Annotated in this window: 9 protein-coding genes; 7 read left to right on the top strand and 2 right to left on the bottom strand. The window is 40.1% G+C overall.

Annotated features, from left to right (window positions below; genetic code table 11):
• Positions 1-353: 353 nt before the first annotated feature.
• Both BP861_RS12845 and BP861_RS12840 read right to left on the bottom strand, forming a co-directional pair.
• The gene (locus BP861_RS12845) at positions 354-1,172 is read right to left on the bottom strand and encodes a hypothetical protein (protein ID WP_292376149.1); all 819 of its coding nucleotides are present in this window, start codon (positions 1,170-1,172) and stop codon (positions 354-356) included.
• Between the two features lie 130 nt (positions 1,173-1,302).
• A complete protein-coding gene (locus tag BP861_RS12840; RefSeq protein ID WP_292376147.1) occupies positions 1,303-1,623 on the bottom strand; it encodes a hypothetical protein in 321 nt (106 codons plus the stop codon).
• 536 nt (positions 1,624-2,159) lie between these two features.
• Between BP861_RS12840 and BP861_RS12835 the strand changes: the two genes are divergently transcribed.
• The 7 genes from BP861_RS12835 to BP861_RS12805 all read left to right on the top strand — a co-directional run bounded on the left by BP861_RS12835 (position 2,160) and on the right by BP861_RS12805 (position 13,436).
• Entirely contained in the window at positions 2,160-3,272 is a 1,113-nt protein-coding gene (locus tag BP861_RS12835; protein ID WP_292376145.1) for a hypothetical protein, read from the top strand.
• Positions 3,273-3,599: 327 nt separating this feature from the next.
• Positions 3,600-6,389 (top strand): PAS domain S-box protein, encoded by a 2,790-nt coding sequence (locus BP861_RS12830; RefSeq protein ID WP_292376143.1) that lies wholly within the window; start codon positions 3,600-3,602, stop codon positions 6,387-6,389.
• 610 nt (positions 6,390-6,999) lie between these two features.
• The gene (locus BP861_RS12825) at positions 7,000-7,446 is read left to right on the top strand and encodes a hypothetical protein (protein ID WP_292376141.1); all 447 of its coding nucleotides are present in this window, start codon (positions 7,000-7,002) and stop codon (positions 7,444-7,446) included.
• A 622-nt stretch (positions 7,447-8,068) separates the two neighbouring features.
• Complete coding sequence (locus tag BP861_RS12820; RefSeq protein WP_292376139.1) at positions 8,069-9,529, top strand: diaminopimelate decarboxylase family protein; 1,461 nt, start codon at positions 8,069-8,071, stop codon at positions 9,527-9,529.
• A 720-nt stretch (positions 9,530-10,249) separates the two neighbouring features.
• The gene (locus BP861_RS12815) at positions 10,250-11,428 is read left to right on the top strand and encodes a COG1361 S-layer family protein (protein ID WP_292376137.1); all 1,179 of its coding nucleotides are present in this window, start codon (positions 10,250-10,252) and stop codon (positions 11,426-11,428) included.
• A gap of 50 nt (positions 11,429-11,478) precedes the next feature.
• Positions 11,479-12,684 carry an ABC transporter permease gene (locus BP861_RS12810; protein WP_292376136.1) on the top strand — a complete coding sequence of 402 codons (1,206 nt, stop codon included), beginning with the start codon at positions 11,479-11,481 and terminating at the stop codon, positions 12,682-12,684.
• Positions 12,685-12,737: 53 nt separating this feature from the next.
• Positions 12,738-13,436, top strand: coding sequence for an ABC transporter ATP-binding protein (locus tag BP861_RS12805; RefSeq protein ID WP_292376295.1), 699 nt, complete (start codon positions 12,738-12,740; stop codon positions 13,434-13,436).
• Positions 13,437-13,864 lie beyond the last annotated feature (428 nt).

The raw sequence follows: 13,864 nt of genomic DNA, 5'->3' as shown, positions 1-13,864 counted from the left end.
ACCTAATAGTTGTTTTAAGTTTGTACTCGTTTGTAGATTCGTGGATTGCTAGTGGGATTGACAGTAAATAGTATACTGGCTTTATTCTATGATTAACAGAGAGTAGAGTGACAAAAAGGGACAAAATATTAATAAATGCTGATAACAGCACTGATGTATCTTACTGATGTTATTCACAAACAAAGTTCGATGGTTAAGTTATGGTAAATTACCTGAATAAAGGATCATACCAAGTTAACTAAATTAAAAAATTGGGCGTTATTTGACGCCCTCTCTGAAAATTAAAAGACTACATTCCTGTATCTAAATTAAATCCTGTATCTAAATTAAATGATATACTATAGGAGTTTTCATCAGGGATGAGGCATCATTTTTTCTCTTTGCGGAGCAATTACTTTTTGTGTCCTATCGGCTAACTGGCGCTTAAACTGTTTGACGTTTTCTGCCTGATCCCGTTTAGCTAGCTCACTGTTCGCTTTGCTGACGACCTCTTCACTTGGCACGCCAGCTCCATTCACTTTCCACTGGAACTTGAAACTGTACCATTTATCGGAGAGCTCACTGAGCCGTTTGTATTCCATATTCGAAGGCATGATGTCAAGCTGCTCATCGATTACCTTATTTACATAATCTTTATTCGGCTCGAAAACGACCAGTGGTTCGATAACATCAGCCTTTATGATATCTCTGATATCCCTGCCTTCGTACTTTTCAAGGAGGCTGGCACAGCCCTGGAAGTGCGAAATCTCCATTTTTGCAAAATCTTCCCAGATTGCTTTTATTCTTGGATCGGTTTCGGTCTGGGCGCAGGATAAATAGATATAAGCTTCACATAGCTGCATGAGTGTGGACTTTTCGAGCATTGTTTCATGCGGGTCACCGAGCAGCCCGTACTGTGTCACGTGCTGTTCTTCAACGTCGGCAATCTCGGAGTAAAGTTGCCTTGCAAGTTCGTCAGAATACATGAAACCGTGGGATTTGTAGAATAGCTCGGTCTGCTGCTCGCCTGCAACAATGGTGAGATAGTTCATCTTGGTTTTGATGTCAGCCGTATCTTTATCATAATGTTTGCGCATTGTGTCGTCAGGATGACGGTGGTGGGCAATTGTCGGTCTTGCGGCTTTTATCTCAGTTTTGCCCTGAACAATAGACTCAGGATCTCCTCCTTCCATGTAATCATAAAGGCAACTGTAGCGGTAAAGGTGGTCGAAGTCCTCAAGCAGGGCAAAGTCCAGCGTCTGCTTTACATATGGATCCAGTTCATTTTTGGCAAGATTTGCAGTGAGATCAACAGCTACCTGTTCATAACCAAGTGTGGTCTCTATAATAGTCTGTAATAGTCTGGTTAGCAGGATTTAGCCAGTTAACCGTCTGCTGCTGCATTGAATCCGCACGCCTCATCGCTGCCATCTGACGTTTAACTTCCGGATCGACAGTCATTCGCTCCATCGCATGCGACATAAGAACCGAAGCATTCTCAATTCCGTTCATCAAGATTACCCGGGTTCGAGTGTATGTATCGACAGATTTTTTGTAATAAGGAGGTTTGACAATATCCTTCCAGTTCATAAACTGCTCTTTTATCGGAATATTATCCATTTCAAAAGGTCTGAATTGTGCCATTACCGTTTCCCCTAGATCTTTTACCAGTTCTGGCCCTTTATATAATATCAACACCTGGCATAACTCTAGTTGCCGAGTACAGAACTCTACAAAGAGCGAGGCCATTCCCTTTTGCCACAACATCTTCTCAGCAGAGTACCCCCACATATCTGCAATAATTCCTGTCCTGAGCTTCAATAACCTCGGCTGCAGGCAAGAGGACTGGCATCTAGCTGGCCCTATTTAATTTGAATTAATTGGATATATCTATAAATCCGACCTATAAAAATCAATCATATAATATGTTTGAGATGAGTATCTCGGTCTCAATATGAAAAATAATAATCAAGCAATAGAAAGCTGTACAAATAATAAAAACAATATAATAAACAAGAGTATATTACTAATTTGTTAATTCAAACTTAGATAAGGATGCTAATGTTAGTGTATTAATTCAAGCTTATAATACTGATTTCCGGTCAACAGTCTGGCTCGACAGACTTACCAGGCCAGGAAATAGGACATGAGAATTCCTGTAGGATAGGGGGCAGGTTTGCGTGCCGGATACGTTGGCTATGCTGGTTTCCTGGGCTGTAGTTATATTACGTTTCGTTATACCGCTCTTTATTCCCAGATACCCTTTACCCGCAGTAATAGCTTCTATGATCCTTGATACCGTAGATCAGACAATTTTCCAGCAGTTTACGAGCCTGCCTCTTGAAGGCTACCAGGAATACGATAAGGCTCTTGACATTTATTACCTTGCAATTACGTATCTTTCAACCCTGCGAAACTGGTCAAACCTTTTTGCATTCAAATTAAGTCGTTTTCTTTTTTACTACAGGTTGATAGGTGTAACTCTTTTCGAGATTACACAACTACGTGAGCTACTGCTGATTTTTCCTAATACCTTTGAATACTTCTTTATTTTTTATGAGTTTGTCCGCCTTAAGTGGGACCCAAAAGTGCTTACAAAAGACAAATTGATCACCACTGCAGCTTTTATCTGGATCTTTGTCAAGCTACCACAGGAATACTGGATACATATAGCCAGAATAGATACAACCGACTGGATAAAAGATAATCCATTAAATTTGATAATTGTTATTGGCTGGGCCGCTATCCTTATTTTTCTAGCTTGGTGGCTTCTGCGGGACCTGCCCCCTATGAGGTCCGGCTTAACAGTTGCTGCCAGTTACAGAAATTTCCCTTTTGACGGATCTTTAGCTAAGAAGGTAATAGATAATTACACGAGCAAGAAATTTTTTGATAACTTCATCAATTATGAGTTGATCGAGAAAATTTTGTTGGTTTCCCTCCTGAGCATAATTTTTGCCCAGGTACTTCCAGATGTACGGGCAAGCAACTTTCAGGTTGCAATCGGGGTATCTCTTCTCATTATAATAAATACCGAATTGAGCCAGTGGCTTTCCAGGCGTGGGGCTCAATGGAGGTCTATTATCCAGGAGTTCATAGTAATGTCTATTGTAAATTTTGGAATTGTCCTTATGTTTCATGTCCTGATAGCCAGGTACGAAGGCTCAATAAATCTCTTTGGCACTCTATTCTTCGTTTTTCTCCTTACCCTGAATGTTACCCTGTATGATAAATACCGGAGGTCGCAAATCTGGAGTCAGGCAGAGTCAGCTATTTTTGCAGGTCAAAAGTGAAAGAGTAAGAAATTGTGAGTTATATTCTTTTGAATCCTGAACAATTACTGCCGGATCGGAACAATTGATGGTACTTAATCAGTGCAAAGTACTCACAAACGTACAAAAAAATCACTCATCAAACCGATATTGGCGCCAAATAAATTATATTTTGAATTAATAGGATAGATGATTATTTATAAGACCACGTTTATATACGACTCTTTATATAACTGAAAAATTATAAAAGTGCCGCCTACAAAAAGAATTTAAAGCTAGGAAAAAAATAATAAAGTAATAATTGGAATAGAAACTTTTGACTTTACACCCAAATTATCAGAGAATAATATGAGAAGCGGTAATAGAACTTCTGGTATTAATATTATTGAAAACCTACCATCGTGGGGAACACATTTCTGCCAGTTCTATGGGACAAAAGAAGATTTAATAGATATACTTGTTCCCTACTTCAAGGCAGGACTGGAAGATAATGAGTATTGCGTATGGTCTATATCAGAACCTCTAGATGAAAAAGAAGTAAAAGAAGCCTTGAAAGTGTTTATTCCTGATATTGACGCTTATCTAGAAAACGGGCAAATTGAAATTATTCCTTATACTTACTGGCACGTAGAAGAAGATACTTTTGATCCACAAACGATATTAAATGACTTGGTTGAAAAGACCAGTAAGGCCCTCGCCAATGGATATGACGGTTTGAGGTATAGTGGAAATGACTTCTTTGATCACGAAAAGTTATTGGATTCTGTTATTGGCAAATATCCAATAATGGCTCTTTGTACTTATCCAATTGACAAGTGTAGTTCAATTGATATTATTGAAATTGCCGCGAATCATCAGCTTACTTTGGGCAAAAGAAAGGGAAAATGGGAGCTAATAGAAGGTTCAGGGAAGAATATTAACAATTGCGAGCAAACCGAAAAAGCATTGCAAGAAAGCAAGGAAAGGTATAAGGCAATATTCGATAATAGTCTTGATGGTATCTTTCTTACAGTTCCAGATGGGACTATTCTTGCAGCCAATCCAGCCGCCTGCCAGATGTTTGGGATGACAGAGGAAGAAATTATTCGGGTTGGAAGAGATGGGAATGTAGATACATCTGATCCAAGGCTCAAGTATGTCCTAGGGGAAAGGGTCAGGACAGGCAGGTTCAAGGGAGAACTCAATCACAGGCGGAAAGATGGCACAGTTTTCCCAAGTGAAATCTCGGGTACATTATTCAAAGATAAGAACGGTCTTACGAAAGGGGTCATGATAATTAGGGATATTACCGAGCGCAAGCAGGTTGAGGAGGCTTTTCGGAGGAGCGAAGAGCTGTTGCGTTTCGCGCTTGAAACTAGCCACACAGGTGCGTGGGATTTCAACCTTGTGGATCATACTACCTATAGGTCGCTTGAGCACGATCGTATCTTTGGATACGAGCAACTACTTCCTCAATGGACTTATGAGATGTTACTTGATCATGTGCTCCCTGAAGATCGTGAAATGGTTGAAGCGAAATTCCGCGAGGCGATGGCTGAGTATAAAGACTGGGATTTCGAGTGTCGTATCCGACGAATAGATGGTGAGATCAGGTGGATTCGGACGGCTGGACGGCATCGAGTAGATGCTACCGGAAACATACGTATAGCGGGCATCGTCCAAGATATAACCGAGAGCAAGCAGGCTGAAAAGGTGTTGCGTGAGAATGAGTTACGTAATAAGGTTACCGAAGCTATCGAGGTTGAACGGCGGCGGCTCTTTGACGTGCTAGAGACGCTACCTATAATGATAACTTTGTTAACACCTGACCATCAAATTGCCTTTGCCAACCGCTGCTTCCGTGAAAAATTTGGTGAACTCTGCATTCGACAGTGTTATGAGTATTGTTTTGGACGAACCAAGTCATGTGAGTTATGTGAAGTATATAAAGTACTTGAAGCCGATCAGCCCCACCGTTGGGAAGTCAACATGCCGGACGGAAGCATATTTGATACTTATGACCTTCCGTTCACAGACGTTGACGGTTCTCCTATGATCCTTGAGATGGATATTGACATCACCGAAAGAAAAGCAGCAGAAGAAAAACTTCGGGATAGTGAAGAAAAGTATCGAAACATCGTTGAGACCTCAAACGAGCTTATAATCATACTTGACAACGAAGCCGTAATTACTTACGTTAACAAGAGAATGTTAGACATGCTCGGATACACTATGGAGGAATCTATTGGCAAATCAATATGGGATTTCATCAGTGAAGAAAGTAAACCTATTGTCAAAATGAATTTGGAAAAGAGGAGGCAGGGAATAAGTGAGAACTATGAATTGAAACTCGTTCGTAAAGGCGGTTCACCCCTATGGACACTTATTAGTACTAAACCCCTTTTTGACAAGGAAGGCAAGTATGTAGGCGCTATGGGTATGTTAACTGACATTACAGAGCGCAAAAAAGCTGAAGAAACTCTTACTAATATTGAAACTTCCCGTAAAAAGGAAATCCATCATAGAATAAAGAATAACCTTCAAGTAATTTCCTCCCTACTGGACCTTCAGGCTGAACAGTTCAAAAACCAGGAAGATATTAGAGATTCGGAAGTTCTCGAAGCCTTTAGAGAAAGTCAGGACAGAGTTATATCAATGGCTCTTATCCATGAAGAATTATATAGAGGTGAAGAGCTCGATAAACTTAACTTCTCGCCATATATTGAAGAACTTGCTAATACTCTTTTCCAGACATACAGGCTTGGTAACACCGATATCAGTTTAAATATAGATCTGGAAGAGAACCTTTTCTTTGATATGGATACCGCTGTTCCACTGGGGATAATCGTTAATGAGCTTGTTTCCAATTCATTAAAACATGCATTTCCTGACAGAAATAAAGGAGAAATTCGAATCAAACTTCACAGGGAATACTCCATAGAATTTGAAAGCAAAGACTACGAAAGTACCAATAATAGATTCACTCTGTCAATTTCCGACAATGGTGTGGGCATTCCTGAGGATCTTGATATAGAAGGGCTTGATAGTCTTGGCATGCAGTTGGTAACTTCTCTTGTAGATCAATTAGATGGTGAACTTGAATTGAAAAGGAATAATGGGACGGAATTCACGATGAGGTTCATAATTACAAAAAAATGAACAAGTTATTTCATTTTCCAAATATATCTTATGGAAATTATTTTCGTTACCTATTGAAGCTCTCTACTCAGACTTCGTTATCAGTACATGTTAACTATTAAGTACTGATACTTATATACTAAAATATCTTGACCCTTTAGTTCTGAAATCTCTTTTAAAATACTTGATTAATAATTATATGCTGTTGTAAAATTCAGTTTTCATAAATTTGCATAAATGATCAGGCTTTATAGATTATTCTTTTTACTTATTTGAATACTGAGTTACTTTATAAAATAATCATGTAACATAATTAGAGCTTGCAGAGGGGAAACTGAAAATATTCTTATGGAGTTAATCGCAGATTAATCAATTTTAAACATAGAAAAAAAATTAAATATGATGGGTGAGTTAGATAGACGCATGGATATACAGTTAAAAAAAGATTTACTTTCTGTACTTGGTTGGCTTGTTCTCTGGATTATTGTCAGAAGTTATGTAAATGCCTGTGCCACTTAACTTTGGAAATCTGAAAAAGAGATTAGAACTATTGAAGCTGCTTAGGTAGTTTTTGATTAAATCATCAGATTTGCATACGCTAAGGGTTCTAATATACAATAAGCAATTTTTTATGTCTATACTTGGATTATCCTTCATGGCTGCTTCCTGGACTCATTCCAGAATTCTCGGCGCAAAGCATAAGGTCTTTTCCTGGCGGATAGATAATCGGGGAAACCTCTTCATAAAAAGGAAATTCAGAAATAATCGGTTTCCCAGAGTCGATAATATTAGCTGTATCCATCTGGGCAGGCTCTATGAGTCTATGCTGGATGGAGAATGGAAATCCCTTGCTAACGACGCTGCAAAACTGTGTATGGGTACGGAAAAGGATGGAATCGGGAAATTTCTGTATGAACTTCGGCCAGAGGTGTCTTCTGCCCAGCTTTCAAGCCAGTTAGGAGCCATCTTCTACCAGGCCGGAGTCTGGGAATGGAATGAAGGGAAAAGGGGAATAAAGTTCCTGTTGCTTTCGGAAAACTGGCAGGAAAAGACAAGTCAGTATAAGTCAGTATTATAGAGATTCTCTAAACTTAGAAAATGAATCTGCTTTTTTTGAAAATTTACTGGAACCCGAGGGTAAAGAAAAGCCGAAGAGGCAAAAACAGGAAGTAGTAAGAGAAGGGCAAATTAACACAGTTCAGAATGTTGAGCAGATGAAACTTTCTGCTTTTTTCTGGGATTATGAAGGATAAAAGAAAAAATACTCTATAAAACACTATAACTCAAATTTTAAACTCGATCCTCATAAAAAACGTTGAAAAGCACGGAATGGTCCATCCATACGTTATAGAAAATAAGCAAAATCTGTACGCGTGCTTCCTTTACTGGTTCTATGCAAGCGTGATTATAAGTTCTAAATACATTTTCTCTAGAAAATTTATATTATTATTACATTATGATAAGCAATGTATGTTATACAGTTGTAGTATTATATATTACACAGATATGGTGCATGCTATCAAATTAGACAAACGTGATTGGTAATACTACTAAGACAAAACAAGTTATCTGCCTAAAGTAAGCTCATGATCTCCATGTGTATTTTTTCTGTCGATATTCTTTCTGTCGATGTATCTCAGTATTTCTAAATGGGACTCTTCGAACTCTTTGAGCTGTGAATAAATTTTGTGGTGGCTAAAATGATCTCTGATAAAGGACCATGGAACAAGCATATCGATAAAACTGAAGAGAATCATCGAAAAATTTCTGGTACAGACATGGTTGAGCTAGCAACAAAATATGGCACTCCCTTATATGTTTTATTTGAAGACCTTATTGTAGGAAATTATAAGAAATATCAGCAATCACTTGAAAAAGAGTATAAAGATCATCTAATATGTTATGCAGTCAAAGCAAATGCAAGTAACTATATTCTCTCTCTTCTGTCAAAATTAGGCTCTGGAGCGGATGTTGCTTCAGAGTACGAATTACAATTAGCACTCAATGCAGGGATTTCAGCCGAGAAAATAAGGGCAAATGGAAATTGCAAGAGTGAATCTTATCTTGAGGAATGCATAACCAGAGAAATTATAATAAACGCTGATCCCGAAGAGGAATTAAAAACAATTGATTCAACTGCAAAAGAATTGGGAGTGCCTGCAAAAATAAATCTAAGACTTGCAGGTTTTCCAATTAAGCATATCACTTCAAGAGCTATTATGACTTCAAGTGACTGGAGTAAATTCGGGATTGATATCAAGCGAGCTAGTTCAGTATTCCAAAAAGTCCTGGATATGGATATGTTAATTCCAAACGGCCTGATGGTTCATCTGGGATCGCAAATAACTGATATTAGTGCATACCACATCGTTCTTGATACGCTGATAAATCTATCCAGAGATGCTCAAAGAGCTGGATTTGACATAAAGGAAATAGATATGGGAGGCGGGTTGGGTATCCAGTACTTCGGATTTGAGGATTGGAATACAATTAAAGAGAAGATAAAAACTACGCGAAAAGAAAATTATACATGGGCTAATGAGTTTATCGGATATGAATATAATTTCGATTTAAATAATCTGGAATGGATTGGTGAGGAACTCTCATGCAAGTATACTCCAGATACCTTTATTCCAAAATTATTAAACGAGAAATTTTCTGCAAACAAAACATTTAAAGAAAAATTGGAAGAAATTGGATCTCCACGTCTTGTTATAGAACCCGGGAGAAGTATGGTAGGGAATGCTGGAGTAACTATTGCAAAAGTTTGTCATGTTTCAAAAACCCCGGGTGGAGAGAATATCGTTCATGTAGATTTGGGAGTTAATTCTCATACTTTTGGTACTATAGTCCCGGAACAGTTGCACAGAGTAGAAATTGCAAACGATATTGAAGAGGGCGAACACTTCGAAACATTTATTGCAGGAAATTTATGTTTTACTGGGGACCTCCTTTGCAAAATAAAGAGTAAACTAATGAAAAAACCTCAAAGAGGAGACTATTTACTATTCTATGATACTGGTGCATATTCAGATTTCTTTGCCTCAAATGCTAACTTATTTCCAAGACCTGCAAAAGTTGTGATTACAAAGGAAGGTATTTCCAAGTTATTGGTTCGAAGAGAAAATTTTTCAGAAATATTTGGGAGATATGAACTCTAAATTAATTTACCAGTAATAAAATAATACGTCCAAGACTATCTCGTGAAAAAAATATGGAGTTTATAAAAATATAGTGTCTATTGTAATTATTCCGCCTGAGCAAAAAACATAATAGTCTTCTTTATAAAGATCTAATCTTCTTTATTAAGATTCAATAGGCAAATTTCAGTGAGCTGACTTCTTAATTGTTAGCTAATGATCACGTTTTCCCTTTTTTCATCAGTAGTAATGAGACGTACCTATAATATCAAAATTGATATTAACCAACTTCCTTTTTAAGCTAAATAAAATCAATTTTTTGATTAAGCCGTGAGATTTTCTGAAAGTGAATTTTACCCAGTGATACTTTACAAGGGCTGGAATAGAAAAATACAACATGTTACAGGTTGTAAGTAAAGTTCAACCGTTATAAACTAGGCATGAGGACTGTTATATATGAAGCCCGCCTGTCCAGAAAAGCGTTCATGCACCGGGAAAAAGAAGCAGAAGCTAATAGATCGAATGTCTGCAGATCGGAAATTGATGAATAAAATATCGAGAGACCGAAGATCAGTAGATAAAATACCAGAAGATCGAAGATCAGTAAACAAAATATCGAGAGACCGAAAATCAGTAGGTAAAAATCTGGTAAATCGAAAATCGGTAAACAGAACACTGACAGATAGAAGTTCAGCATCATTTCTTCATTTTGTACTTGCCTTACTGATGATAACTATCTTTTTGACGGATCCGGCTTCCGCAGTTGTAGTGTCTGGAAATACGCATCTTGGAGTCGAGGTCTCGGAAATTAACCCCAATCCTGCCAGGCCGGGCGAGGATCTGCTCATAAAGATCAATATTCAGAATTCCGGAGACGAGCCAGCAGAAAACGTGATAGTAGGGATTGAGGAAATCAATCCTTTCATTTTTAAATATAGCACGTCAGAGCTTTACGGTTCCGGAACGAACACCGAACGAAATTTCCAGATTGAACAAATGCGGCAGCGTTCCAAGGTTGAACTGAATTTCTATTTCAGGGTAGATCCAGAGGCTGAATCCGGAATCTATCAGCTTGAATTCACTATTAAAGACAAGAGCGGGACAAGTTTTTCGAGAAGAATTCCTATTCGGGTGGAAGGAAATCCGGATCTTGTCCTTAGAGGAACTGAAATTCTTCCTGTGAATGAGGATAATTCCTCATCAGGTGCCATAGTTCCTGGGCAGGAGTTCTACCTCAAGACATCAGTTAAAAATGCAGGAAACGGGGACGCAAAAAATGTTAGGGTAATGCTTAACCTCAACAACTCATCGCCTTTAATCCCGCTGGAAGATAACGTCCGTTTCTTTGAGAACTTGAGTGCAGGCAGTTCCGAAAATCTCTCGTTCAAACTTCTCCTAGGCAGCAATGCCGATGTGCAGCCCTACAGGATTCCCCTACGGATAACAGCCTCGAACAACACTGACAGTTTCCAGATAGACAAGGTGCAGGAAATTGGAATTAACGTACTTAATCGAGCGCAAATTGATATTTCAAGCCTGAAATTTGATCCGGAAATTCCTGTCAAAGGGCAGCAGGTTTCCCTGACTTTAAGGCTTGAAAATGTTGGGGATGGGGAAGCTCGCTCAGTCAAAGCCAGGCTTGAGGGGCTTGAGGGCAGTGGCAGTACAGGGGCTTTTCTCGGGCGGCTGGATAAAGATGATGATGCTCCTGCAGTCTTTACATTCACCCCTGGAAAAACAGGTGATCAGGATGTGACACTGCTGGTCGAGTATGAGGATGATTTCGGTGAACACAAGGTTAGCGAGAACCTGACTTATAATGTGAAAAGCCAGGAAGGAGGCATTTTCCCGATTGCGATCGGAGCAGTCCTGGTTCTTGCAGTTGCGTTTTTCTATATGAGAAAGAAAGGCAAGCTCTAGAATCCTGAATACAAGCCTGAAAATGGAGTTAACCCGAAAGGACGCTTATCATGCTCGAAAAAGCTCGATTTTCCTTCTTCCTTGCTAGCCGCTACATAATCAGGGGCAATAAAGGGATTACAATCTTTACAATCTTTGTTCTGGCCCTGATCTTTATACAGCTTGTACTTTTTTCAAGCATGCTTGCAGGAGTTACTCTCAAGTTCAATGAACTTATGGTGGACTTTCAGACCGGAAACGTTGTGGTCGAACCAAAGGAAGAGGAACGCTATATCGAAGATGCCTCAGCCCTCCAGAAGAAGATAGAAAGTCTTCCGCAGGTAGTAGGAACCTCGGCTCGCCTGAAAACGACCGGAAACTTCCATTATAAAGAGAAGGAAATGGGAGCTACGGTTTATGGGATAGATCCTGCGGATGAGATATTCGTAACAGGTCTTGAGGGCGCTGTGATTAGTGGGGAATTTCTGAGCAGGCCTGATAGAGGAGAGATCATTCTGGGCAGGGAGGTCTCAGGAGGTTTCGGAGCCCTTATGGAATCGAGGTCTTTAGGAGGTGTAGAAGTCGGAGACACTATTGAGCTCACAATCGGAGGCGTAACTCGGGAATTCAGGGTAAAAGGGATCTACACAACGCGTTACTTCATGGCTGATGCCTCAGCCTATCTTGCCAGAGCCGACCTTGAAGAAATGCTGGGTATTGGGGGTAGGGACCTTGCCCAGGAAATAGCTGTTAAAACCACAGATGGTTCATCTGAGTACGATACTAGGACTTCACTCCTCTCTCTTGGAATTAGTGAGAATATCCGTACTTGGCACGAATTTGCAGGTATTCTCCGACTGATCGAAAGCACGCTTGGGCTGGTTAGGAATATTATGAACGCCGTCGGCCTGCTAATTGCTTTTGTGATAATCTTTGTGGTCATTTACGTAAATTTAGTGAACAAAAAGAGACAGATTGGGGTTCAGAAAGCCATAGGGATCGAACAGAACGTAATAGTTGCATCCTTTGTGCTCCAGGCCATGCTTTACGCAGGCGCGGGCGTTATACTTGGCTACACGTTTATGCGCTTCGGGCTTGTGCCTTATACGGTTTCCCACCCTGTAGAAGTCCCGCTTGGAGCCATGAGCCTCAGGCTGGACAATGCAGAAGCCATAAATCGTGCAGTCCTCCTGTTCCTGGCTTCTGTAGTAGGCTCGGTAATTCCTGCGTACAAACTGGCTCAGAAAGATCTTCTTGACCTGATCTGGGGTAAATAAAGGGTGAAACTATGGGAAAAATCCGAACACAGACTGGGCATGCGAAAAAAAGTATGGAAAAAATCCGAAAACCGATAGAGGATACTATTATAGAGGGTGTGGATATCGTACGCACCTTCAAGATGGGAGAGGTAGAGGTTCGGGCTCTGCGCAGCGTAAATGTAAGAATCCGGCGTGGAGAGTTCGTTGCAATCATGGGCCCGAGTGGTTCAGGCAAGACTACTCTCTTGAACCAGCTCGGCCTGCTTGATACCCCAAACTCGGGAAAGGTCATTATAGACGGTACGGATACCTCCCGCATGTCGGACAGAGAAAAAGGCAAATTCAGGCTGCATAACCTGGGTTATGTCTTTCAGGACTATGCTTTACTTCCCGAGCTCAATGCTATGGAAAATGTCTATATTTCCCTTATGATGCAGGGCAAAAGTAAAACTGAATGCGAATCCGCGGCCGCAGAAATTCTTGCCGCAGTTGGCCTTGGCGACCGCCTGCAGCAGCTCCCCTCCAAAATGAGCGGCGGCCAGCAGCAGAGAGTCTCAATAGCCAGAGCTCTTGCCCATTCCCCAAGAGTCCTTTTTGCAGACGAGCCCTGTGCCAACCTTGACTCCGAGACCTCAAGGGAAGTCCTTGACCTTTTCGAGAAATTCAATACGGAAAAAGGACAGACAATTGTAATGGTTACCCATGAAGAGTGGCATGCCGAATACGCAGACAGGGTAATAAGGTTGAAGGACGGAATAGTTCAAGAGTGAAACTTGTGAACAGGCATAGATTTCTATACAGGATTGGATTTCTGTTAATATTGAATGTCTGACAAAGTTGAATATTAATCGGGATATAAGGGTTGGCATTGTTGATTTCAGTTGAATACCCGCTAGTTTGCTGCGGGGATGGAAACTTCCCCGGTAACAGTTGATGATTATATAATTTATCGATTCCGTTTTTCGGTTGTTAACTTCTGCTCAAACTAAGTCGTTTAGGGTTATTATTTTCTCTAACGGAATTTTGAGCGGTGGCGTGAACATACTCCGTTGCTTGCAGCAGGAAGCGCCAGCGCAACTTTGATTCAACTGGTGATGAAATTTGAGCGAAAGAAAAATTGTTGAAGCTTCAAGTTACTGGAATAATTGGAACTTTGTGAATTATTTCTGATTAGCCGGTAGTATGTTGTCACCGTCGG

This window comes from Methanosarcina sp. UBA411 (assembly GCF_002495725.1).
In the GTDB taxonomy this organism is placed as follows: domain Archaea; phylum Halobacteriota; class Methanosarcinia; order Methanosarcinales; family Methanosarcinaceae; genus Methanosarcina.
This window is presented reverse-complemented; position numbering and strand designations above follow the sequence as displayed.